Raw genomic sequence first — 24359 nt, 5'->3', positions numbered from 1 at the left:
CTAGCCGTCGCTCGCTACATTTTTCAACGGCCTGCTAAGCCTGGCTCCCTGATAAACCGCATTCGTATACGAGAACCCAGACCATGTACAAACTTGAAGTCCAGGACCTGCACAAGCGTTACGGCAGTAATGAGGTGCTCAAGGGTGTGTCGCTGGCGGCCAAAGCCGGCGACGTGATCAGCATTATTGGCTCCAGCGGCTCGGGCAAAAGCACCTTTCTGCGCTGCATCAATTTGCTGGAGCAGCCCCATGCCGGCAAGATTTTACTGAATGGCGAGGAGCTCAAGCTGGTCGCCAACAAGGACGGCGCGCTGAAAGCAGTCGACCCTAAACAGTTGCAGCGCATGCGCTCGCGGTTGTCCATGGTGTTTCAGCACTTCAACCTCTGGTCGCACATGAGTGCGCTGGAAAACGTCATGGAGGCCCCGGTGCATGTGCTCGGTATGAGCAAGAAGGAAGCCCAGGAAAAGGCCGAGCACTACCTGAACAAGGTCGGTGTGGCCCATCGTAAGGACGCTTACCCGGCGCACATGTCCGGCGGCGAGCAGCAGCGGGTAGCGATTGCCCGCGCCCTGGCGATGGAGCCGGAGGTGATGTTGTTTGACGAGCCGACCTCGGCGCTCGACCCCGAGTTGGTCGGTGAAGTGCTCAAGGTCATGCAGGATCTCGCACAAGAAGGCCGCACCATGGTGGTGGTCACCCACGAAATGGGTTTTGCCCGCGAGGTGTCGAATCAGTTGGTGTTCTTGCACAAAGGCTTGGTCGAAGAGCGTGGTTGCCCGAAAGAGGTCTTGGCCAATCCGCAGTCCGAGCGCCTGCAACAATTTCTTTCCGGCAGTTTGAAGTAAGTGTTGGAGCCCGCAGCTAGACTGCCAGTCATGACTAGCACTGTGCGTCGTATCGGTTTTTTGCTGTGGCCGGGTACTCGGGCCATCACCTTGGCGCTGGCTGAAGAAGCCTTGCGGGTGGCGCAGCGCGTCCATCCGGACGTGCACTATGAGCTGCGTTTCTTGCAAGTCGAAGCGCCGACGCAAGGGGCTGCCGACGATGCCAGTGCGCCGGATGAGGCCGGTTGGCGTCTGCCGGGCGAGCTTTGGGCGGGCAAGCTGGAGGGTTTGCAAAAGCTTTTTTTGCTCGCCGATGAGCCGCCCACCAGCTTGGCTCCGGCACTCTCTAGTGCGATTAAACATCTGGTCCGTGGCGGTTGCGCCATTGGTGGACTGTCGGCGGGCGTCTATCCGCTGGCGCAGATGGGCTTGCTGGATGGCTACCGGGCCTCGGTGCACTGGCGCTGGCAGGACGACTTTACCGAGCGTTTCCCCAAGGTAATTGCCACCAGTCATTTGTTCGACTGGGATCGTGATCGCCTCAGCGCCTGTGGTGGCTTGGCGGTGCTGGATTTGCTGCTGGCGATTCTGGCCCGTGATCACGGCGCGGAGCTGGCCGGGGCGGTCAGTGAAGAGCTGGTGGTTGAGCGGATTCGCGAGGGCAGTGAACGCCAGCGCATTCCACTGCAAAATCGCTTGGGTTCCAGCCACCCGAAGCTCACCCAGGCGGTGTTGCTGATGGAGGCCAATATCGAAGAGCCGCTGACCACCGACGAAATCGCTCAGCATGTGTGCGTTTCACGGCGTCAGTTGGAGCGGATCTTCAAGCAGTATCTCAATCGGGTGCCGAGTCAGTACTACCTCGAGTTGCGGCTGAATAAGGCTCGCCAGTTGCTGATGCAAACCAGCAAATCGATCATCCAGATCGGCCTCTCCTGCGGCTTCTCCTCGGGCCCGCATTTCTCTAGCGCCTACCGCAACTTCTTCGGCGCCACCCCGCGCGAAGACCGCAACTTGCGGCGCAGCAGCAGCCCTTTCGAAATCAGCCAGCCGGCAGTTGAGCGGCGCTGATTAATCAGCGCTTATCGCTCGCAGAGTAGGGCAATGAAATCCGTGTCAGCGACTCCCCGTGGCGCACGCTGACGGCGCATTTTCATGGCTATGTACCAGTTATGTGTTGAAGCGTGCGGGGCGGTTAGGCGATGCCTGGTGCGCGGTAATTCGTAGGGTGGGTTAGCGGCGCGGACGGTGGTTGTTTGCATCACCGCGCAAGCCGGGCGCCGCGTAACCCACCATGCGGTTTGCCGGTCGAGCGCCATGGTGGGTTACGGCGCGGTCGGGTTTTGCGTTGCTGGCAGGCCGTGGTTCGCGCAATCCCCATGGATGGGGTGAATGCCGCAAGCCCGCCGGGAGCGGGCGTGGCCTAACCCACCCTACAAAAGCTGCGTGCAACACGTAACTGGTACATAGCCATTTTCATTGCCCGAATAAACGCATTGAGAAAATCACCGGCTGACTTGGCCTGCCAGGCTCGTAATGAGGCCGCTCGCGGGCAATTTAGTCCCTCGGATTGTCCGCGCCTGAGCGGGTTTTGGGCCGACAGAATTTTGACCGGTTCTGCGCGGTGCTCTTCAACAGCGTTTAAACTGCGACTTCGCGATGCTTTCTGTCGCATTGCTGTAAGCCTTGCCGGGCCGTGGGTTGGCCTTGTAAGAAGTTGTCGCATGGCGGCAATGCCAAGCCCTTGGCAGCCCCTACAATCATTTCAACGCCGACCATTGAAGGTCGGTGTTTCTTCTCTGGAGAGTTTTAATGTCCGTTGAGCATGCGCCAGTTTCACGCGCCGATTTTGATCAGGTGATGGTTCCTAACTACGCGCCAGCCGGTTTTATTCCGGTGCGAGGCGAGGGTTCGCGAGTCTGGGACCAGAGCGGTCGTGAGCTGCTGGATTTTGCCGGCGGCATCGCTGTAAACGTCCTGGGTCATTGCCATCCGGCGTTGGTCGGCGCGCTGACCAAGCAAGCTAACAGCATGTGGCATATCTCCAACGTGTTCACCAACGAGCCGGCCCTGCGCCTGGCCAAGAAGCTGGTGGATGCCACGTTCGCCGAGCGGGTGTTCTTCTGTAACTCCGGCGCCGAGGCTAACGAGGGTGCGTTTAAGCTGGCCCGTCGTTATGCCCATGATGTGTATGGCCCGGAGAAATTTGAAATCATCGCGGCAGTCAACAGCTTCCACGGTCGCACCCTGTTTACCGTCAGTGTCGGCGGTCAGCCGAAGTACTCCGACGGTTTCGGGCCAAAAATCCAAGGCATCAGCCATGTGCCTTTCAACGATCTGGCCGCGCTGAAAGCCGCCATCTCGGACAAGACCTGCGCCGTGGTGCTGGAGCCGATTCAGGGCGAAGGCGGTGTGCTGCCAGCCGAACAGGCCTACCTCGAAGGCGCCCGCGAGCTGTGCAACCAACACAACGCCTTGCTGATTTTTGATGAAGTGCAAACCGGCATGGGCCGCAGTGGCGAGCTGTTTGCCTATATGCACTACGGCGTGACGCCGGACATCCTCTCCAGCGCCAAGAGCCTGGGCGGCGGTTTCCCGATCGGCGCCATGCTGACCACCGAGGCAATTGCCAAGCACCTAGCAGTGGGCACTCATGGCACCACCTACGGCGGCAACCCGCTGGCCTGCGCCGTGGGTGAGGCGGTGATCGATGTGGTCAATACCCCAGAGGTGCTGGCCGGCGTCAAAGCCAAGGCGGCCCGCTTTAAAGCCAAGTTGGAGCAGATTGGTCAGCAATACGGGGTGTTCAGCGAAGTGCGCGGTCTGGGTCTGTTGATCGGTTGCGTGCTGAGCGAGGCCTGGAAGGGCAAGGCCAAAACCGTATTGGATGCCGCCGCAGTTGAAGGTTTGTTGGTGTTGCAGGCCAGCCCGGATGTGGTGCGTTTCGCCCCGAGCCTGGTGGTTGAAGATGCCGATATCGAAGAAGGCCTGGCGCGTTTCGAGCGGGCCGTGGCTAAGCTGACTCAGGCTTAAATGTTTTCGAGCGGTGCAGCCAAGCTGCGCCGTCCGGTCATTCAGGATGAATGACGACGATTCTCAGGGAAGAGCGATCTCTGTGTGTGCCGTGACTTTTGTCATGGTTTTCTCCGGGTTCGACACTGTGTCGGTCTCGGAGTTTTTATTAAAAGGAGTGACCCCATGCTGGTAATGCGCCCCGCGCAAATGGCCGACCTGTCTGAAGTGCAGCGTCTGGCTGCGGACAGCCCGGTGGGTGTCACTTCCTTGCCGGATGATGCTGATTGCCTGCGCGATAAAATCGCCGCCTCCGAGGCGTCGTTTTCCGCAGAAGTGAGCTTCAATGGTGAAGAAAGCTACTTTTTCGTGCTCGAAGATACCGAGGCCGGCCGTCTGGTGGGTTGCTCGGCGATAGTCGCCTCGGCCGGTTACTCGGACCCGTTTTACAGTTTTCGCAATGAAACCTTTGTGCATGCCTCGCGCTCCTTGTCGATCCACAACAAGATCCATGCGCTGTCGCTCTGCCACGACCTGACCGGCAACAGTCTGCTGACCAGCTTCTACATCGAGCCTGGGTTGGTGCGCTCGGTCGCCGCCGAGCTGAACTCGCGGGGTCGTTTGCTGTTTGTTGGCAATCATCCCGAGCGCTTTGCCGAGGCAATGGTGGTGGAAATCGTCGGCCAGAGCGATGAGCAGGGTGACTCGCCGTTCTGGGATGCCGTGGGGCGCAATTTCTTCGACATGAGTTACACCACCGCCGAGCGTTTGAGCAGCTTGAAAAGCCGCACCTTCCTGGCTGAGCTGATGCCCCATTACCCGATCTACGTGCCGCTGCTGCCGGACGCTGCGCAAGAGGCCATGGGCCAGGTGCATCCGCGGGCGCAAATCACCTTCGACATCCTCATGCGTGAAGGTTTCGAGACCGAGCATTACATCGATATTTTTGACGGCGGCCCAACCTTGCATGCACGTACCTCGGGCATCCGCTCGATCGCCCAGAGCCGCGTGGTGCCGGTGCGCATTGGCGAGCCTGAGCAGGGCGGACGCAGTTATCTGGTCGCCAACGGTCAGCTGCAGGATTACCGCGCGGTGGTGGCCGAGTTGGATTGGGTGCCCGGTAAGCCGCTGACCCTGAGTGCGCAAGTGGCCGAAGCGCTGGGGGTTGGCGAAGGCGCCAGCGTCCGTTTGGTCGCGGTGTAAGCGGTCGTTGTTAACGCCCCTTGGCTTTTTAAAAGCGGGGCAACGCAGGTGGTTTCAACGGCCTGTTAAGTACAGAAGGCGCGCGTTGCGCGTCAGGCAAATTCAGCTGGTCGCAAGCGGCGGTCGCGTGTTGTCGGCGCGCCGCCCTTCGGAGGAAACATGATCGTTCGTCCCGTACGCAGTGCCGATTTACCGGCCTTGATGCAATTGGCCCTGAGTACCGGCGCCGGTCTAACCACCTTGCCGGCTAACGAGGAGCGCCTCGCGCACCGGGTCGGTTGGGCCGAGAAAGCCTTTGCCGGCACGGCGGAGCGGGCCGATGCCGACTACCTGTTTGTGCTCGAAGATGACGACGGTAAGGTGGTCGGCATCTCCGCCATCGCCGGCGCGGTGGGTAAGCGCGAGCCTTGGTACAACTACCGGCTGGGGCTGTCGGTGAGTTCCTCACAAGAGCTGAATATTCACCGGGAAATTCCCACCCTGTTTCTGGCCAACGACCTGACCGGTAACTCCGAGCTGTGCTCGTTGTTTTTGCAGGCAGGCCAGCGCACCGGCACTAATGGCCGTTTACTGTCGAAAGCGCGGTTTTTGTTTATTGCCGAATTCCCGCAGTTGTTCGGTGACAAGGTGATTGCCGAGATGCGTGGCATGTCCGATGCCAACGGGCGTTCCCCATTCTGGGAGAGCCTGGGTCGGCATTTTTTCAAGATGGAATTCTCCCGCGCCGACTACCTCACCGGCGTCGGCAACAAGGCGTTTATTGCCGAGTTGATGCCCAAGTTTCCGCTCTACACCTGCTTTCTCTCGGAAGAAGCCCGCGCCATTATCGGCCGCGTACACCCCGATACCGAGCCGGCGTTGGCGATGCTCAAGGGCGAAGGTTTTAGCTACCAGGGTTATGTGGATATTTTCGATGCGGGCCCGGCGATTGAGTGCGAAACGGCAAAAATCCGCGCGGTGCGTGACAGTCAGTCGCTGATTTTGGCGATTGGTACGCCGGGCGACGACGCCACCAGCTTCCTGATCCATAACCGCAAACTGGCCGATTGCCGTATCACCGCCGCCCAGGCCCGCATGGCTGCCGGCACTTTGGTAGTGGATGCCTTGACGGCCAAGCGTTTGCAGTTAACCGCCGGTGCGCAAGTGCGCGCCGTACCACTGTCGGCCCGGGCGCCGTTGCCGCAGGAGCAGCATTGATGAGCACGCATTTTATTGCCGGTACTTGGCAGGAAGGTTTGGCTGCCAGCTTTGAATCCTTGAATCCGGTCAGCCAGGCCGTGCTCTGGACTGGCCGGGCGGCAACGCCGGCCCAGGTGACGGCGGCGGTGACGGCCGCGCGGGAAGCATTTCCTGCGTGGGCGCAGCGTTCGCTGGATGAGCGGATTGCGGTGCTGGAGGCCTTCGCCGCCAGCCTGAAAAGCCATGCCGATGAACTGGCCCAGTGCATCGGTGAAGAAACCGGCAAGCCACTCTGGGAGTCGGCCACCGAAGTCACCAGCATGGTCAATAAGGTCGCCATTTCGATCCAAAGTTACCGCGAGCGCACCGGCGAGAAGAGTGGTCCGCTGGCCGATGCCACTGCCGTGCTGCGGCACAAACCCCATGGTGTGGTGGCGGTATTTGGCCCCTACAACTTCCCCGGTCACTTGCCTAACGGTCATATAGTGCCGGCGCTGTTGGCTGGTAATGCGGTGATTTTTAAACCGAGCGAGCTGACCCCGAAAGTCGCCGAGCTGACGGTCAAGTGCTGGATCGAGGCCGGCTTGCCGGCGGGTGTGCTTAACCTGTTGCAGGGCGCGCGGGAAACCGGTGTGGCGCTGGCCGCCGATGCTGGTATCGATGGCTTGTTTTTCACCGGATCCAGCGGCACCGGCAATTTGCTGCATAAGCAGTTTGCCGGCCGCCCGGATAAAATTTTGGCGCTGGAAATGGGCGGCAATAACCCGTTGGTGGTCGAGGAGGTCGTCGATCTCGATGCGGCGGTTTATACCATCATTCAATCGGCCTTTATCAGCGCCGGCCAGCGCTGCACTTGCGCGCGCCGTTTGTTGGTGCCGCAAGGCGAGTGGGGCGATGCCTTGCTGGCACGCCTGGTGGCGGTGGCGTCGAATATTCAGGTCGGTGCCTTCGATGCGACTCCGGTGCCTTTTATGGGGTCGGTGATTTCCCTGGGCGCAGCCGAGCATCTGCTCACTGCGCAACAGCAATTGCTGGCCAAGGGCGCGACGGCATTGCTGACCATGACCCAACCGCAAGCCACGGCCGCCTTGCTCACGCCGGGCATTATTGATGTGACGGCGGTGAGCAATCGCCCGGATGAAGAGTTCTTCGGGCCATTGCTGCAAGTCATACGTTACAGCGACTTCGACGCCGCCATCGCCGAGGCCAATGCCACTCAATTTGGCTTGGCCGCCGGGCTGCTGTCGGATTCGGCCGAGCGTTATCAGCAGTTCTGGCTGCAGAGCCGCGCCGGTATCGTCAACTGGAACAAGCAACTCACCGGTGCCGCCAGCAGTGCACCCTTTGGTGGGGTCGGCGCCTCGGGTAATCATCGCGCCAGCGCCTACTACGCGGCCGATTATTGTGCTTATCCGGTGGCCTCGCTGGAATCTACAACCCTAAGCCTGCCTGCAACCCTGACGCCGGGAGTGTCACTGTGAGCAACTCTTTTGAGATGAACTTCGATGGTTTGGTCGGACCGACCCATAACTACGGCGGCCTGTCCTACGGTAACGTTGCCTCGCAGAGCAACAGCCAGCAGGGCTCCAATCCTAAAGAGGCCGCCAAGCAAGGCCTGGCGAAGATGAAAGCGCTGCTGGACATGGGTTTCCAGCAGGGCGTGCTGGCCCCCCAGGAGCGCCCGGATGTGGCGGCGCTGCGCAGCTTGGGTTTTAGCGGCAGCGATGCGCAGGTAATCGCCAAGGCGGCCAAAGAGGCGATGCCTTTGCTCGCGGCTTGCAGCTCGGCATCCAGCATGTGGACGGCCAATGCCTGCACCGTCAGCCCGAGTGCCGACACGGCCGATGGCCGGGTGCATTTCACCGCGGCCAACCTCAATTGCAAATTCCATCGCTCCATCGAGCACCCGACTACTAGCCGAGTGCTGGCGGCGATGTTCAATAACGCCGAGCACTTTGCCCATCACGCCGCGTTGCCGGCAGTCAGCCAGTTTGGTGATGAGGGCGCGGCCAACCACACGCGCTTTTGTAAAAACTACGACGCTGCCGGTGTGGAGTTTTTCGTGTTCGGCCGCAGCGCCTTTGACAGCCGCTTCCCGGCGCCGCAACGCTACCCCGCGCGGCAAACCCTGGAAGCCAGCCAAGCCGTGGTGCGCTTGCATGGTTTGAGCGAGGCGGGCGTGGTGTACGCCCAGCAGAACCCGGCGGTGATCGATCAGGGTGTGTTTCACAACGACGTGATCGCCGTCGGCAATGGCGAGGTGATGTTCCATCACCAGGATGCGTTCTTGCACAGCGATCAGGTGATGGCCGAGTTACAGGCCAAACTCGCCGCCCGGGGCGGTCAGTTCAATGCCATCTGCGTGCCGCGTGAGCAGGTCACGGTCGAAGATGCGGTGAAGTCCTATCTGTTTAACAGTCAGTTGCTGACCCGTGTCGATGGCAGCATGTTGCTGATCGTGCCGGAGGAGTGCCGCAATAACCTGCGGGTCTGGAACTATCTGCAACAGCTCATCGCGAGCAAAGGCGCGATTGCCGAGGTGCAGGTGTTTGACCTCAAGCAAAGCATGCAAAACGGCGGCGGCCCAGCCTGTCTGCGCCTGCGTGTGGCGTTGAATCAGCGCGAGTTGGCGGCGGTAAATCCGGGGGTGGTCATGACGGCCGAGCTGTATGCCACACTCAACGCTTGGGTCGACCAGCATTACCGTGATCGCTTGGTGGATGCCGATCTGGCCGACCCGCAATTGCTCAATGAATGCCGTACGGCCTTGGATCAATTGACCCAGATCCTTAAACTAGGCTCGGTTTACCCTTTTCAACTGGCCTAACAGGCCGTTGAGAACGGTAGCGAGCGAAGGTCAGGCAAGGCGAAGTCAGCCGAAAAAGCGCAGTGTACGAGTTGTACATGAGCATTTTGAGGCTGATTTCAACGCTGCATGGCCGAGCGCAGCAGTTATTCAACGGCCTGTTAAGCCGCGACCGGCAAGTCTCAGCTTTGAGCTTGTCCCGCGTGCTTGCCACCTGTGACTTAGCACTGGAGTTTTTATGAGCGATGCCCTGCAACTGATTCTTGAAGACACTGATGGCACCCAGCTGGAAACCTCCTGCACGCGTTTTGCGGTGATCTGGCAAGGCAAGGAAATCTGGATTCAGCAAGCCGGCAATGGCCAATTGTTGATCGGCGTCGATGTTGAGGAAGGCGACACCGAATACGCTAATCTGTTAATGCGACCGCTGGCGACCAACTTGGTCAGCTTGCAGTTGGAGATGGAACCGGTCGAGGCGGATGACGAGGGTCACGTGCACGGCCCGGATTGCAATCACGATCACTGAGTCGCTGTTTAAGCACGAGGAACGCCCATGCTCGCTCTCGGTAAGTTGCTTGAACTGACGCTGGCCGGTCGCGAGCCGGCTGAAAAAATCCAGCTGACTCAAGCCGGGGCGCGTTTGCACTGGCTGGCCGAGGGTGCGCTGGAGATTACGCCAGCCGCAGGCGATGATAACGGCTTCGATCTGTTGCTGTCGGCGGGCATTCATGGCAATGAAACGGCCCCGATAGAGCTGCTTGATAAGTTGCTGCAAAGCATCGCCAGCGGGCAATTGCAGCCACGTGCGCGGGTGTTGTTGTTGCTCGGTAATCCACCGGCGATGCGCCGCGGCGAGCGTTTTATCGATCAAGATATCAATCGCCTCTTCAACGGTCGGCACGCCGATGCCAGCGGTTATGAGGCCTTGCGTGCCTGCGAGTTAGAGCGTCTGGCGGCAAATTTTTTCAGTCAGCCGGGACGTACTCGTTTGCATTACGACATGCACACGGCCATTCGCGGCTCGCAAATCGAGCAATTTGCACTTTACCCCTACAGCCCTGAACGGCTGCATTCGCCTCAAGAACTGGCGCGCTTGCAGGCGGCTGGCATCACGGCGGTACTGCTGCAAAGCAAAGTTGGCATCACCTTCAGCTCCTACACCTATGCCAGTCTTGATGCGGAAGCCTTCACCCTTGAATTGGGTAAAGCGCGGCCCTTTGGGCAAAATCAAGAGGTCAATCTGCAACAGCTCGAAGGCCATCTGCACAGTTTGATTGAAGGCACCGAGGCTCCGTTGCAGAGCTTGACGCTGGATGCTTTGCAGCTGTTCCAGGTGGCCCGCGAGGTGATCAAACACAGTGATGCGTTTCGCTTGTATCTGCCCGCCGACGTAGAAAACTTTAGTGAGCTGCCGCTCGGCTATCTGCTGGCCGAGGATATTGCCGGCACCCGCTGGGTTATCGACGAGCCGGGGGCGCGGATTATCTTCCCCAATCCCAAGGTCAAAAACGGCCTGCGCGCCGGACTTTTAGTGGTTCCCGTCAACGCCGCTTGAGCCGCAAAGGTTCAGTTCAGGCTGGGTAAAAACGCCGCATAACCGCGTGCAGTAGTTTTTCCACCGCCTGAATCAGGCGATTCTCTGCATAAACAGGTTATCCCTGGGGCGCGCGGTCTATATAATGCGGGCCTTTGCCGGCAATTTGTGGCCGCAGTTTCCGTGGACGAACCTATGAAAAGCGCAGAAATCCGTGAAGCCTTCCTTCGCTTCTTCGAGGAGCAGGGGCACACCCGTGTTGCTTCCAGCTCACTGATCCCAGCCAATGACCCGACCTTGTTGTTTACCAATGCCGGGATGAATCAGTTCAAAGACTGCTTTCTCGGCCTGGAGAAGCGCGCCTACACCCGCGCCACCTCCAGTCAGAAATGCGTGCGGGCCGGCGGCAAGCACAACGACCTGGAAAACGTCGGCTACACCGCGCGCCACCACACCTTCTTCGAAATGCTCGGCAACTTTAGCTTTGGCGATTATTTCAAGCGCGATGCGATCAACTACGCCTGGACCTTTCTGACCTCGGATAAGTGGCTGAACCTGCCCAAGGAAAAACTCTGGGTCACGGTGTACGCCAGCGACGACGAGGCCTACGACATCTGGACCCAAGAGATTGGCGTGCCGGAGGCGCACATGGTGCGCATTGGTGATAACAAGGGCGCGCCTTACGCGTCGGATAACTTCTGGGCCATGGGCGACACCGGACCGTGCGGGCCTTGCACCGAAATCTTCTTCGACCACGGCGAGCATATCTGGGGCGGCCCGCCGGGCTCGCCAGAAGAAGACGGCGACCGTTATATCGAAATCTGGAACAACGTCTTTATGCAGTTCAATCGCACCGCCGATGGGGTTATGCACCCATTGCCGGCGCCCTCGGTTGACACCGGGATGGGCTTGGAACGCATCAGCGCCGTGCTGCAACACGTCAACTCGAACTATGAGGTCGACCTGTTTCAGAGTCTGCTGAACGCCGCTGCCAAGGCCATTGGTTGCGTTAATGAAGATCAGGCTTCGCTGAAAGTGGTGGCCGACCATATTCGCTCGTGCGGTTTCTTGATCGCCGATGGCGTGATCCCGTCCAACGAAGGCCGTGGCTATGTGCTGCGGCGGATCATTCGGCGCGCCTGCCGGCACGGCAATAAACTGGGCGCCAAGGGCAGCTTCTTCTATCAAATTGTCGGGGCCTTGGTGGCCGAGATGGGCGCCGCTTTCCCCGAGTTGCAACAGCAGCAAGCGCAGATCGAGCGCGTGCTGAAAACCGAGGAAGAGCAATTCGCCAAGACCCTGGAGCAAGGCCTGAAGATCCTCGAGCAGGATCTGGCAGAGCTGCAGGGCACGGTGATCCCAGGTGAAGTGATCTTCAAACTGTACGACACCTTCGGTTTCCCGATGGACCTGACCGGCGACATCGCCCGTGAGCGCGAGCTGACCCTTGATGAGGCCGGTTTCGAACGGGAGATGGACGCCCAGCGCGTGCGTGCGCGCTCGGCCAGTGCGTTCGGCATGGACTACAACAGCCTGGTCAAGATCGACAGCGAGACGCGCTTCCTGGGTTATGAAGGCACTCAGGGGCAGGGCTCAGTGGTCGCACTGTTTAAAGCGGGCGAGGCGGTTGAGCAGCTGCAGGAAGGCGAGGAGGGTGTAGTGGTGCTCGATCAGACGCCGTTCTATGCAGAGTCCGGCGGCCAGGTGGGTGATAGCGGTTACCTTTGCGCCACGGGCCTGCGCTTTGAAGTGCGCGACACCACCAAAGCCGGCGGCGCATTTTTGCATCACGGCATTGTTGCGGCCGGCGGCTTGAAACTTGGCGCCTCGGTAACGGCCGAAGTGAATGCCAATGTGCGCCGCGCCACCGGCCTTAATCACTCGGCCACCCACTTGTTGCACGCCGCTTTGCGCCAAGTGCTGGGCGAGCATGTGCAGCAAAAAGGCTCGCTGGTCGATAGTCAGCGTCTGCGCTTTGACTTCAGCCATTTCGAGCCGATCAAACCGGAACAGCTCAAAGCACTGGAAGAAATAGTCAACGCCCAGGTGCGTAAAAATTCGGCGGTGGAAACCCTCGAGACCGATATCGAAACCGCCAAAGCCCGTGGCGCTATGGCGCTGTTTGGCGAGAAGTATGGCGATAACGTCCGGGTGCTGAGCATGGGCGGCGATTTCTCTGTCGAGCTTTGCGGCGGTACCCACGTGAGTCGCACCGGCGATATCGCCCTGTTCAAAATCACCAGCGAAGGCGGTGTGGCTGCCGGGGTGCGGCGCATTGAAGCGCTGACTGGCGCGGCAGCCTTGGCTTATCTGAATGACGCCCAAGAGCAACTGAAAGAGGCCGCGCAACTGGTCAAGGGCACTCGCGACAACGTGCTCGACAAGTTGTCCGCGGTGCTTGAGCGCAATCGTCAGCTGGAAAAAGAGCTTGAGCAGTTAAAGGCTAAAGCTGCCAGCGCCGCCGGCGACGATATGTCGGGCGCGGCAATTGAGATCAAAGGCGTTAAGGTCCTGGCTGCGCGCCTGGATGGTCTGGACGGCAAGGCACTGCTGGCCTTGGTCGATCAGCTGAAGAACAAACTAGGCCGGGCGGTGATTTTGCTCGGCGGCGTGCTGGACGATAAGGTCGTGCTGGTGGCGGGCGTCACTCAAGATCTGACCGGGCAATTGAAAGCCGGCGACTTGATGCGTCAAGCAGCGGCGGCCGTCGGCGGCAAGGGCGGTGGTCGGCCGGATATGGCTCAAGGCGGCGGCGTTGATGCGAGTGCGTTGGACGCGGCCTTGGCTCTGACTGCAAGCTTTGTTGAGCAGGGGCTTTAACCAGTATCGAGCTTTGCCTGCTAGGCACAGTGAAGGGTTTAATCGACGTCCGTGATGGACTGAGGCGGTTTTGAAATGGCTTTGATCGTACAAAAATTTGGTGGCACCTCGGTCGGCACTGTTGAGCGTATCGAGAAGATTGCCGAGAAAATCCAAAAAGCCCGCGCTGGCGGTGATGATCTGGTCATCGTGTTGTCGGCGATGAGTGGCGAAACCAACCGGCTGATTGATCTGGCTAAACAGATCAGCGATCAGCCAGTGCCGCGTGAGCTGGATGTGATGCTCTCCACTGGCGAGCAGGTGACCATTGCCTTGCTGACCATGGCGTTGATCAAACGCGGCGTGCCAGCGGTGTCTTACACCGGCAATCAGGTGCGCATCCTCACCGACAGCGCCCACAACAAAGCGCGGATTCTGCAGATCGACGACCAAAAAATTCGCGCCGACTTAAAAGACGGGCGTGTCGTGGTAGTCGCAGGTTTTCAGGGTGTCGATGAGCTGGGCAATATCACCACCCTCGGTCGTGGCGGTTCGGACACCACTGGCGTAGCGCTAGCCGCGGCGCTGAAGGCCGATGAGTGTCAGATCTACACCGATGTTGATGGCGTGTACACCACCGATCCACGGGTGGTGCCACAGGCGCGGCGGTTGGACAAAATCACCTTCGAAGAAATGCTCGAAATGGCCAGTCTCGGCTCCAAGGTGCTGCAGATTCGCTCGGTGGAGTTCGCCGGTAAATACAATGTCCCGCTGCGCGTACTGCACAGCTTCCAAGAAGGCCCGGGCACCCTTATTACTATTGATGAAGAGGAATCCATGGAACAGCCGATCATTTCCGGTATCGCCTTCAATCGCGACGAAGCCAAGTTGACCGTGCGCGGTGTGCCGGATATTCCGGGTGTGGCCTTCAAGATTCTCGGGCCGGTCAGCGCGGCGAATATCGAAGTGGATATGATCGTGCAAAATGTAGCGCACGATAACACCACCGATTTCACCTTCACCGTGCACCGCAACGACTATCAAGCCGCTATGCAAGCGCTGGAGAAGACCGCTCAAGAGCTTGGTGCGCGTGAAGTCAGTGGCGACATTAAAATCGCCAAGGTCTCGATCGTCGGCGTCGGCATGCGCTCGCACGCCGGTGTTGCTAGTCGTATGTTCGAAGCACTGGCGAAAGAAACCATTAATATTCAGATGATCTCGACCTCGGAAATTAAGGTTTCCGTGGTGATAGAGGAGAAATATCTGGAGCTGGCGGTGCGTGCGTTGCACACTGCTTTCGAGCTAGATGCCCCGGCTAAGTCGGGCGAGTAAAGTCCGTATCTGAATGGCGCGCTTGCTAGTGCGCCATTCTTCAATGTTGATCGGTGTAACTAGGCGTTCTTTCTGTCTACACTGGTCGATGCATGGGTGAAGGTCTGCGCTGTTTTATTTTCGTGCGGGCCGCCTGTATTTATAAATTTTCAGACTGCAGTCTTGTACTGAAATTGCTAAGGAGAAGGGAATGCTAATTCTAACGCGTCGGGTCGGAGAGACCTTGATGGTTGGTGATGAAGTTACAGTCACAGTGTTGGGTGTAAAGGGTAACCAGGTGCGCATTGGCATCAATGCGCCTAAGGATGTTGCAGTACACCGTGAAGAGATTTACCAGCGCATCCAAAACGAGAAGGGCGAAGAACCAAGCCATTAATTTTTATCAATTTTTGGCTTTGCAAACGGTAAAAACGCGGTTAAGATACGCCCCGTGTTGCGGAGAGGTGGCCGAGTGGCCGAAGGCGCTCCCCTGCTAAGGGAGTACATCTCATAAGGGTGTCGGGGGTTCGAATCCCCCCTTCTCCGCCATTATTTGTGTTGTAGAGGTAGTGCTGATTTTTCTAGCTTTATCTGTAAGTTGTTGAAACTTATATGGTTTTGCTTGATTTTGAAGTTTCGAAGGCTATAATGCGCAGGGTTGATGCACTCATAGCTCAGCTGGATAGAGTACTCGGCTACGAACCGAGCGGTCGGTGGTTCGAATCCACCTGAGTGCACCATATTGTTGTTTCAGTCGTTGCGTTTACGGCGATGAGGCACGAGTAAGATCGATGAGGCTGATTGGCTCATTAGATTGTTTCAGCCAGCGGTGATCTGGTTAAAAAGCGCTAATGCACTCATAGCTCAGCTGGATAGAGTACTCGGCTACGAACCGAGCGGTCGGTGGTTCGAATCCACCTGAGTGCACCAAATAAAGAAAGGGCTTGCAGCGATGCAAGCCCTTTTTCTTTGTCCAAAAATTGTTGAGCGTAGAAGGCTCGATTCCGGGCTTTCTCGCGTGAGCCTAGCGTTTGCTGCGCACGCAGCCGTTCTCATCAAAGCTCACCTGCTTGCTGTTGCCTTCTTTGTCGCGATACAGATAACGCATCTGGCCATTATGGCTGGTTATTTTGTCCGGTTTGCCGAGGGCGCTCTCGACGTCTTTCAGGGTCATGCCGCCGCGCACTTGATGGTTAATCATTGCGCTGCGTCGGGCGCTGCCGGTGAGCTTATTGCCGCAACCATCTTGATGCTCGCCAACTACTACCAATTGTTGCTCTTGGCTTTTGTGCGCCTTGCTGCGCCGTGGATGTTTTTGGCTTTTGGCTAGCGGCACCGGTTTGCCCTTGCCGGGTCTTGGGTTGTCAGCATTTTGCACCTGCAGTTGCTGGTTGGTCGCACAGCCTTGCAAGGTGTAGGTGATATGGCCGTTGCCGTCTTCGCAGCGGTAGACGTTGGCGGCCAGGGTTGGGTTGGATGAGTAAAACAAGCTTGCGCAAAATGCCGCGCGTAGCAGTCCTTGCATGGGGCGTCCTCCTTGACGGTTGCTTTGCAGTTTAGTGGTTGTTTTGCGGCTTGCCAGTGGTGCTTTCAAGTTGAGGTTTGGTGTCGTAGTAGAAGTGCTATTGCAGCGCTCTGTTGTGCGCTGAAAACGCTTGTTATCGCCAGTTTTGTCAGGCGTCAGACGGTTACGCGGTGTTATCATTGCGCTGTCAGCCCCGCCGGGGCTTGTGGAATACCACCATGGACTTACCCAGTAGTAGCTTTAAACCTCGATTGCGCAATTGCGTATTGACTGATTGAACCCCGTCGGCGTGCCCGCTGCTGGGGGTGGAGTGCGCCATGACTGAAGTAGAAGCAAAAAAACCGCAAGAAAGCCTGCAGGAGCGACTGGCCCAGGTGGTCGAGTTGCTGCACCGGCATCGCCTGGTCGAAGGCCTGACGCATCGTCAGGAAGGCCAGCACCATGATCTGGTTGAAAACCTAGTCCATCGACAAAACCTCGCTGAGTTGCAGCGCCGGCTTGATCAGCTGCACTCGGCTGACGTTGCCCATATCCTCGAAGCCTTGCCGTTAGTTGATCGTTTGGCTGTTTGGCAGCTGGTCAAGGTTGAACGCGACGGCGATATTCTGCTTGAGGTTTCCGACTCGGTTCGCGAAACACTGATCGCCGACATGGACGATCACGAGCTGTTGGCAGCCGCCAAGGAGATGGACGCCGACGAGCTGGCCGACCTGGCGCCAGAATTGCCGCGTGACGTCGTGCATGAGCTGATGGAAACCCTCGACGCGCAGCAGCGTGCTCGCGTGCGTTCGGCGTTGTCTTATGAAGAGGATCAAGTCGGCGCCTTGATGGACTTCGAGATGGTGACCATCCGTGAGGATGTCAGTCTTGAAGTGGTGTTGCGCTACCTGCGCCGGCTCAAAGAGCTGCCAGGGCACACCGACAAACTCTTCGTGGTCGATTACAACGGTGTGCTCAAAGGCGTGCTGCCGGTTAAGCGGCTGTTGGTGAATGATCCTGAGCGTCGTGTGATTGATGTGATGGCCAGTGATCCGGTGAGCTTTGGCCCGGACGAGGATGCCTACGATGCGGCGCAAGCGTTTGAGCGCTATGACCTGATCTCGGCGCCGGTGGTCGACAAAAACGGCAAGCTGATCGGTCGTCTGACCATCGATGAAATGGTCGACCTGATTCGCGAAGAAAGCGAAAGCGAAGTACTGAACATGGCCGGTCTGCGTGAGGAAGAAGACATCTTCGCTTCGGTCTGGAAGTCGGTGCGTAACCGCTGGGCTTGGTTGGCGCTGAATCTGATTACGGCGTTTATCGCCTCACGCGTGATTGGTTTGTTTGATGGCTCGATTGAGAAATTGGTGGCCTTGGCGGCGCTGATGCCGATTGTCGCCGGCATCGGTGGCAATTCGGGTAATCAGACCATAACCATGATTGTGCGGGCCATGGCACTTGACCAAATGGGTGCAGGCAATACGTCGCGTTTGGTGCGCAAAGAACTGGGTGTCTCGCTGGTCAATGGCTTGCTTTGGGGGGGCGTGATTGGCCTGGTGTCGTTCTTGCTCTATGACAATTTAGCGCTGGGCTTGGTGATGACTGGGGCGATGACGCTCAACCTGCTGTTGGCAGCTTTGATGGGGGTGTTGATTCCCATGACGCTGGCCAAACTTGGTCGTGACCCGGCAATGGGCTCTAGTGTGATGATTACGGCAGTCACCGACAGTGGTGGATTCTTTATTTTCTTGGGGATGGCGACAATATTTCTCTTGTAGTCGCTATAACGGGCGCCAGCTAGAGCGTTGCTGGCACCGCTTCAGGCATAAAAAAACCGGCATATTTTACCGGTTTTTTTATGCCTGAATGATTAGACGGTTTCAGCCGCCAGCTCGCTGTCATGAGCAATTAGCGCAACCAAAGCATTTTGCTGGCGGCGTGACAGTTGTCTGAAACGCTGCAGCAATTCGTGCTCGTGGATCGAAAGCTCGGCGCTATCAAGTTGCAGGGGTGAGCCACCGCCAAGCACTCCTTCGTGAAATAAACTCTGCTCAAGGCGCGAGATAATTTCCGAGTTCATGCTGCGGTGATGATTGCGCGCCACATCGGCAATGCGCTCACGCATTCCGTCGGGCAAACGCACCACAAATTTGTCAGCCGTGCGGCTGGAGAAGATAGCCTGTTTCATAGGGCGCATATTTTAGGCCGGTTAGTTCATTAAAGCGATACTGGCAAAAGGCTAGTGAATCGCTACTACTTTGACTCCACTCAAGACAAATCGTTCCTAAGATGTTGGTTGATCTGTTGCTTGGGCCGGATTAATGCTGGTCAATTGGTATTGTCACGGATCTGACCAGTGTTGACCATTTCCGGCCGTCGGTGATTGTTTAAATTGCGCACTGATAAACAAAAGCATCCGCGTTGGTAATAAGGTCTTTCTGTGCCTGTGGTTGCCTTGATTCGACCTGCGTTACATCTGCCTCTATCATGCGCCTCTTGATTTTGACGAGGCGATGGCTATGACGGGTACTCCTAACTCCCTGCTGGAGGCGCTGCAGTCGGCAGACATGCTGTTAATCAACGACTTGCATGCTTGGCAGTTCAGTCTTGAACCGGCGGCTCTGGCGCTTGCGCAAACGGCTGCAGGTCTAGAGCTACCGTTACTGAAGGTAGAGTGCATGGATGGCCGCACGCGCCGGGTGTGGAGCTTCAGCGTTGCGGCGGTGTTGGCAGCCCAGTTGGATCAGCCTAGTCAGTGCTGGACGCTGCATGACAGCAACGGCGAGCAGCGCATTCATTGTCTGGACGCCATCTGCGCCAGTAATGACGATGATGGTGAAGAGCAAACCGAGCCGGCGGTTTAATTGTCAGCGTTTGCCGTTGGTTAAGTTACCCGGTCCGAGTTGAATCATGTCAGTCGCATTGCCTAACCCAGTTGGCCCAAGACCGAGCACGCTGCACTTGCCGCAAGGCAACTGGAGCAGTGTGCTTGATTGTTTGTGCGCGCACTTTGCCAGTATCAGCCGCGAGGTCTGGCTGGATCGCATGGCCCGTGGCCGGGTGCTCGGCGCCGACGGTCTGCCGATTGGTCCGTTCGCGGCTTATAAAGTCGGCTTGCGGGTGCAGTACTTTCGCGAAGTGGCGCAGGAAATCGAAGTGCCTTTTATCGAGACCATCCTGTACGCCGATGAGCATCTGGTGGTGGCCGATAAACCGCATTTTTTGCCGGTCACCCCGTCCGGCAGTTATGTCGAGCAAACCCTGTTGGCGCGCTTGGTTCGGCGGTTGGGTAATCCGCAGTTGGTGCCTATCCATCGCATCGATCGTTTAACCGCGGGTCTGGTGTTGTTTTCGGCCAACCCGCAAACGCGCGACAGTTATCAGGCGTTGTTTCGGGATAGGCGGATTACTAAGTGCTACGAGGCCATTGCGCCGGCGTTGCCGCAGTTGCAGTTTCCGCAGGTACGGCAGAGCCGTTTGGCCGGCGCCGAGCCGTTTTTTCTGATGCAGGAAGTGGCCGGCAGCGCCAATACTGAAACCCGCATCGAGGTGCGCGAATCCAGAGGGGGCTTGTGCCGTTACGCCTTGTATCCAGTGACGGGCAAAAAACATCAGCTGCGGGTGCATATGGCGGCGCTTGGCGCAGGGATTTGCAATGATCCCTTCTATCCGCAGTTAAAAGTAGCGGCAGATGCCACTGATGATTACCGCTTGCCGCTCAAGTTGCTGGCGCAAAGCCTGCAGTTTACCGACCCGCTGAGCGGTACTGAGCGACGCTTTGACAGTCAGCTCAGTTTGACCTGGTGATGCAGCGGCCGCCGGAGTGCGGCACGCTGCAGCGGCTTTAAGGTTTTGCGGCGGCCACCATGACGTCGGCCATAACCGTATAAACCGCCGTCCAGGCGTTTTTAACCTCTTCGGTAAAGTCCGCACCCAAGCCTTGGCCCAGGGTTTTTAGCAGTGCCGCGCCGACGGTTTGGTAGTGCGAGTCTTCCACGCCGTAGCCGGCATGGCGTTTACCCAGACCTTGCAGGATCGGCACTAACGCGGGCAAATCATTCAGCTTGCCGACGGCGGCGCCGATCATCTGCATGAGCTTTTTGCCTTGCTCGGGCATCGCGCCTTTAAACAGCGGTTTCAGGCTGGGATCGGCGTCAAACAGGTTTTGATAAAACAGCTCGGCCGCTTGCGGGGCAATGGCGGCAACCTTTTGCCATGAGTCCTGGACCAGGGTGATGCTGTGTTGTTGCATGGCTTAACTCCTGTGGTAGCGGCAAATGGCAGAGCTGCACTGCACACCACGCGAGGCGGGCGCGGGCCCTAAGCCTAGCAGTATTTATCGGTGCTTTATGACGTGCGCAGGGCTGGGCACTAAGGGTTGTATTGACTCGTACGGACGGCGGCTCGTCGACCTTAGCCAATAAACTCAATGAAATCGTGCAGGTGTCGGCGGATGCGTACCTGGCTGTGCTCATCGGTCAGACTCAGGTGTTGGTCGAATTTTTGCTCAACTGCGGCGATCATCATTTCGTGGCACATATGAATGCGCGACAGGGTGGAGTCGAACACCAGCTTGAGGTGCGCCTGAGCCCTGGCGCCGCCCACCGGGCTGTTGGCCTGGGTGATAAAGGTGACCGGCTTGTCTTTCAGTGGCGACTTGAACGCCGGGCGTGAGGCCCAGTCGATGGCGTTCTTCAGTACGGCGGGAATGCTGTGGTTGTACTCGGGCGTGCAGATAATCAGCGCGTCGGCCCAGCTGACCTGTTCGAGGAACTTCAGCACCTGTGCCGGCCGCTGGTCGCCCTCGATATCCTGGCAATAAAACGGCAGCTCCCTGAGGTCGGGGGTAGCTGTCTGATGTTCGGGCAGTTGCTCGGCCACGAAGTGCAGCAGCGCTTGGGAAAAACTGGCGCGGTGAAAGCTGCCGGAAAGAAGAAGGAAATTCATCGTTTTTACAGGCTCCTAAGTTGTTCGGTCTTTACGCGGCTAGTTGACCAGTACGGCGATTAACTAAAAAACCGGGCATTCACGCTAGCTGCGAAAGTGCCCGGTTTTAGTGCTGCCTATTACGGTTGCGACGACTTAGCCGGCGACCAGCACGCGGATGGCTTCCAGGCGTAACGCGGCCTTGTCGAGCATCGCCAGACCCTGTTCGCGTTGCTTGCGCAAGGCGTCCAGTTCGCTGGTGCGCACGCTGGGGTTGACCGCCTGCAGGGCGGTCAGGCGTGCCAGCTCTTCTTCGGTATCGGCGGCCAAACGGCGCTTGGCTTCGGCCACCCGCGTGGCGTGGCGTGGCGCAACCTTGGCTTCGCCGGCGTTGATCTGTGGATTAAGCACCTCACGCTGAGCTTGGACAAACTTGTTGGCACTGGCGCGCGGTACGCTTTCCAGCTGATCGCTGAGGGTCTCGAAGGAGACCTTGCTGGCCAGGTCGTTACCGTTGTTGTCGAGCAAGCAGCGCAGCGCCGCCGGCGGCAGGTAGCGGCCCAGTTGCAGGGCGCGGGGCGCCACCACTTCACTGACATAGAGCAGCTCCAGCAGCACGGTGCCGGGTTTCAGCGCCTTGTTTTTGATCAGCGCCACGGCGGTGTTGCCCATCGAGCCGGACAGCACCAGGTCCATGCCGCCTTGCACCATCGGGTGTTCCCAGGTGAGGAACTGCATGTCCTCGCGGCTCAGGGCCTGGTCGCGGTCGTAGGTGATGGTCACGCCTTCGTCGTCGCCGAGCGGGAAGCTGGCGTCGAGCATTTTCTCGCTGGGACGCAGGATCAGGGCGTTTTCCGAATGGTCTTCGCTGTCGATACCGAAAGCGTCGAACAAGGCCTCCATGTAAATCGGCAGGGCGTACTCGTCGTCTTGTTCGAGGATCGCTTCGACCAGTGCCTCGCCTTCACCGGCGCCGCCGGAGTTAAGCTCCAGCAGACGGTCGCGGCCGGCGTGCAGTTCGCCTTCCAGGCGCACGCGCTCGGTTTGCGCCTCATCCACCAGGGCTTGCCATTCACCGTCATCGCCGGCTTCCAGCAGCGGCAGCAGCCGTGGGCCGAACTGATGCTGCAGGGCATTGCCGGTCGGGCAGGTGTTGCAGAAGGCATTCAACGCCTGGTGATACCACTGGAACAGCCGCTCTTGCGGGCTGTTTTCCAGGTAGGGCACATGCAGCTGGATAGTATGCTGCTGGCCGATGCGGTCGAGGCGGCCGATGCGTTGCTCGAGCAGGTCCGGGTGGGCCGGCAGATCGAACAACACCAGGTGATGGGCGAACTGGAAGTTGCGCCCCTCACTGCCGATTTCTGAGCAGATCAGCACCTGGGCGCCGAATTCTTCGTCGGCAAAATAAGCCGCGGCGCGGTCCCGTTCGAGGATATTCATGCCCTCGTGGAACACCGTGGCGAGAATCCCGGAGCGCACGCGCAAGGCGTCTTCCAGGTCCAGGGCGGTTTCGGCGTGGGCGCAAATCACCAGCACCTTGACCTTTTTCAGCATCTTCAGGGTGTCGATCAGCCATTCGACGCGCGGATCGAAACGCCACCAGCGCTGTTCTTCGCTCGCCTCCGGCTGGGCCTGGTAGCTGACTTCCGGGTAGAGGTCGGCATGCTCGCCTACTGGCAGTTCCAGGTAGACGTCCGGGCAGGCCAGCGGGTAGGGGTGCAGTTGCCTCTCGGGGAAACCGCGCACTGCCGAGCGGGTGTTGCGAAACAACACCCGGCCGGTGCCGTGGCGGTCGAGCAGCTCACGGACCATGCGCGCGCGGGCCTCGGCATCGCCACTGTCAACGGCGGCCAATAACTCATCGCCGGCACTGCCGAGAAAGCCGTGGATTGCCGTGCGGGCTTTTTTGCTGAGGCTGCCTTGGTCGAGCAACTCTTGCACCGCTTCGGCCACCGGCTGGTATTGCGCGCTCTCGGCGCGAAAGGCCGCCAGATCATGGAAACGATCCGGGTCGAGCAGGCGCAGACGGGCGAAGTGACTGTCCAGCCCCAGTTGTTCCGGGGTGGCGGTTAGCAGCAATACGCCGGCGATTTGCCGGGCCAGGCGCTCGACCAGATCGTATTCGCGGCTGGCTTGCTCGGGATGCCAGACCAAATGGTGGGCCTCATCGACCACCAGCAAATCCCAATCGGCGGCCAGCAGATAATCCTGGGCCTTGTCGTCGTCGGTCAGCCATTCCAGGGCGACCAGCGCCAGCTGGGTATCTTCGAAGGGGTTGTCGGCATCGCTTTCGGCGCAGCGCTCGCGGTCGAACAAGGCCACCGGCAGATTGAAACGCCGGCGCATTTCCACCAACCACTGATGCTGGAGGTTCTCGGGTACCAGAATCAGCACGCGGCTGGCGCGGCCCGAGAGCAGCTGGCGATGGATCACTAAGCCGGCTTCGATGGTTTTACCCAGGCCCACTTCATCTGCCAGCAGTACTCGTGGGGCGCTGCGGTCGGCCACTTCGCGGGCGATGTGCAATTGGTGCGCAATCGGTTGGGCGCGGGCGCCACCCAGGCCCCAGAGGCTCGATTGCAGCAGCCGGCTAGCATGGCCGAGGGTTTGGTAGCGCAGGCGAAACCACGGCAGTGGGTCGATTTGCCCGGCAAACAGGCGGTCACTGGCCAGGCGGAACTGAATAAAGTTCGACAGCTGGGTTTCCGGCATGGTCACCGGTTGGTGTTGGGCGTTCAGCCCGTGGTACACCAACAGACCATCGACGTCGTCGACTTCCTGCACGGTCAGCTTCCAGCCTTCAAAGTGGGTGATGTCATCGCCCGGCGAGAAACGTACGCGGGTTAGCGGTGCGTTGCGGGTGGCATATTGGCGGGTTTCGCCGGTGGCCGGGTAAAGTACGGTAAGCAGCCGACCATCTTCGGACAGTACGGTGCCTAGCCCCAATTCTGCTTCGCTGTCACTGATCCAGCGTTGCCCCGGTTGATACTGCGCCATGCCTGTCTCCCGCTGTGAAAAAGCCGGCTATGGTAACGGAACGCCGTGCGCAGGGCGACGGCACTTGCCGACTGGTTATAGGTCAAAAGTGTAGTCAGGGTCTGTTGTCATTTCATCGCGAGCCGTGTTGCCGCGAGAAATGGCCCCCGGTTGGGCGCAGGTCGCCGGGACTGGGTATTGCCTTGCCAAGTCCTGCAACAACAGCGGGGGCCATTTCTCGCGCAACCCGAAGGGCCGGGCCTGTTTTTGCGCGAG

21 protein-coding genes and 3 tRNA genes are annotated in these 24359 nt (G+C 58.8%); 18 read left to right on the top strand and 6 right to left on the bottom strand.

Annotated elements, in window-relative coordinates; genetic code table 11:
- The first annotated feature begins 83 nt into the window (after positions 1-83).
- The 15 genes from aotP (at position 84) to Q8R10_RS02860 (ending at position 15601) form a co-directional block, all read left to right on the top strand.
- On the top strand, positions 84-848 hold the full coding sequence (aotP, locus tag Q8R10_RS02930; protein ID WP_305650862.1) for an arginine/ornithine transport ATP-binding protein AotP: 765 nt from the start codon (positions 84-86) through the stop codon (positions 846-848).
- 30 nt (positions 849-878) lie between these two features.
- Positions 879-1898, top strand: coding sequence for a GlxA family transcriptional regulator (locus tag Q8R10_RS02925; protein WP_305650860.1), 1020 nt, complete (start codon positions 879-881; stop codon positions 1896-1898).
- A 741-nt stretch (positions 1899-2639) separates the two neighbouring features.
- A complete protein-coding gene (locus Q8R10_RS02920) occupies positions 2640-3860 on the top strand; it encodes an aspartate aminotransferase family protein (RefSeq protein ID WP_305650858.1) in 1221 nt (406 codons plus the stop codon).
- 165 nt (positions 3861-4025) lie between these two features.
- Positions 4026-5042, top strand: coding sequence for an arginine/ornithine succinyltransferase subunit alpha (gene aruF, locus Q8R10_RS02915; RefSeq protein WP_305650857.1), 1017 nt, complete (start codon positions 4026-4028; stop codon positions 5040-5042).
- 159 nt (positions 5043-5201) lie between these two features.
- Positions 5202-6239, top strand: a complete 1038-nt coding sequence (astA, locus tag Q8R10_RS02910; RefSeq protein WP_305650855.1) for an arginine N-succinyltransferase — start codon at positions 5202-5204, stop codon at positions 6237-6239.
- Entirely contained in the window at positions 6236-7702 is a 1467-nt protein-coding gene (astD, locus tag Q8R10_RS02905; RefSeq protein ID WP_305650853.1) for a succinylglutamate-semialdehyde dehydrogenase, read from the top strand. The genes astA and astD overlap by 4 nt, the downstream gene beginning before the upstream one ends.
- Before the next feature lie 14 nt (positions 7703-7716).
- Entirely contained in the window at positions 7717-9048 is a 1332-nt protein-coding gene (gene astB, locus Q8R10_RS02900; RefSeq protein ID WP_305651159.1) for an N-succinylarginine dihydrolase, read from the top strand.
- Between the two features lie 217 nt (positions 9049-9265).
- Positions 9266-9553, top strand: a complete 288-nt coding sequence (locus tag Q8R10_RS02895; protein ID WP_305650851.1) for a topoisomerase II — start codon at positions 9266-9268, stop codon at positions 9551-9553.
- Between the two features lie 27 nt (positions 9554-9580).
- Entirely contained in the window at positions 9581-10582 is a 1002-nt protein-coding gene (gene astE / locus Q8R10_RS02890) for a succinylglutamate desuccinylase (protein WP_305650849.1), read from the top strand.
- 174 nt (positions 10583-10756) lie between these two features.
- Positions 10757-13381, top strand: coding sequence for an alanine--tRNA ligase (gene alaS / locus Q8R10_RS02885; RefSeq protein WP_305650847.1), 2625 nt, complete (start codon positions 10757-10759; stop codon positions 13379-13381).
- A gap of 75 nt (positions 13382-13456) precedes the next feature.
- Positions 13457-14692, top strand: coding sequence for an aspartate kinase (locus Q8R10_RS02880; protein ID WP_305650845.1), 1236 nt, complete (start codon positions 13457-13459; stop codon positions 14690-14692).
- 190 nt (positions 14693-14882) lie between these two features.
- Entirely contained in the window at positions 14883-15068 is a 186-nt protein-coding gene (gene csrA, locus Q8R10_RS02875) for a carbon storage regulator CsrA (RefSeq protein WP_305650843.1), read from the top strand.
- Between the two features lie 61 nt (positions 15069-15129).
- Positions 15130-15220, top strand: a tRNA-Ser gene (locus tag Q8R10_RS02870).
- A 114-nt stretch (positions 15221-15334) separates the two neighbouring features.
- A tRNA-Arg gene (locus tag Q8R10_RS02865) sits at positions 15335-15411 on the top strand.
- Between the two features lie 113 nt (positions 15412-15524).
- Positions 15525-15601, top strand: a tRNA-Arg gene (locus tag Q8R10_RS02860).
- Positions 15602-15695: 94 nt separating this feature from the next.
- Here the strand turns inward: Q8R10_RS02860 and Q8R10_RS02855 are convergent.
- Positions 15696-16196: a DUF4124 domain-containing protein gene (locus tag Q8R10_RS02855; RefSeq protein WP_305650841.1), complete on the bottom strand. Its 501-nt coding sequence runs from the start codon at positions 16194-16196 to the stop codon at positions 15696-15698.
- Between the two features lie 317 nt (positions 16197-16513).
- Between Q8R10_RS02855 and mgtE the strand changes: the two genes are divergently transcribed.
- Positions 16514-17956 carry a magnesium transporter gene (gene mgtE, locus Q8R10_RS02850; protein ID WP_305650839.1) on the top strand — a complete coding sequence of 481 codons (1443 nt, stop codon included), beginning with the start codon at positions 16514-16516 and terminating at the stop codon, positions 17954-17956.
- A 92-nt stretch (positions 17957-18048) separates the two neighbouring features.
- Here the strand turns inward: mgtE and Q8R10_RS02845 are convergent, their stop codons facing one another.
- On the bottom strand, positions 18049-18375 hold the full coding sequence (locus Q8R10_RS02845) for an Arc family DNA-binding protein (RefSeq protein ID WP_305650837.1): 327 nt from the start codon (positions 18373-18375) through the stop codon (positions 18049-18051).
- Positions 18376-18697: 322 nt separating this feature from the next.
- On the opposite strand from Q8R10_RS02845, the gene Q8R10_RS02840 reads away from it, so the two are divergent.
- Together Q8R10_RS02840 and Q8R10_RS02835 are read left to right on the top strand one after the other, a co-directional pair.
- Positions 18698-19042, top strand: a complete 345-nt coding sequence (locus Q8R10_RS02840; RefSeq protein ID WP_305650835.1) for a DUF5629 family protein — start codon at positions 18698-18700, stop codon at positions 19040-19042.
- A gap of 46 nt (positions 19043-19088) precedes the next feature.
- Complete coding sequence (locus Q8R10_RS02835) at positions 19089-19985, top strand: pseudouridine synthase (RefSeq protein ID WP_305650834.1); 897 nt, start codon at positions 19089-19091, stop codon at positions 19983-19985.
- A 37-nt stretch (positions 19986-20022) separates the two neighbouring features.
- On the opposite strand, the gene Q8R10_RS02830 is transcribed toward Q8R10_RS02835, so the two are convergent.
- The 4 genes from Q8R10_RS02830 to Q8R10_RS02815 all read right to left on the bottom strand — a co-directional run.
- Complete coding sequence (locus tag Q8R10_RS02830; RefSeq protein ID WP_305650832.1) at positions 20023-20430, bottom strand: globin family protein; 408 nt, start codon at positions 20428-20430, stop codon at positions 20023-20025.
- Between the two features lie 161 nt (positions 20431-20591).
- Positions 20592-21125, bottom strand: a complete 534-nt coding sequence (locus Q8R10_RS02825; protein ID WP_305650830.1) for an NADPH-dependent FMN reductase — start codon at positions 21123-21125, stop codon at positions 20592-20594.
- Between the two features lie 135 nt (positions 21126-21260).
- The gene (gene rapA, locus Q8R10_RS02820; RefSeq protein WP_305650828.1) at positions 21261-24104 is read right to left on the bottom strand and encodes an RNA polymerase-associated protein RapA; all 2844 of its coding nucleotides are present in this window, start codon (positions 24102-24104) and stop codon (positions 21261-21263) included.
- Positions 24105-24179: 75 nt separating this feature from the next.
- Positions 24180-24359 (bottom strand): hypothetical protein (locus Q8R10_RS02815; RefSeq protein ID WP_305650826.1); only part of this gene is annotated, 180 nt, incomplete at its 5' end.

Source organism: Pseudomonas sp., from assembly GCF_030698175.1.
Classification (GTDB): Bacteria; Pseudomonadota; Gammaproteobacteria; order Pseudomonadales; family Pseudomonadaceae; genus Aquipseudomonas.
The sequence above is the reverse complement of the archived record's forward strand: the minus strand, read 5'-3'. Positions and strand labels throughout refer to the sequence as shown.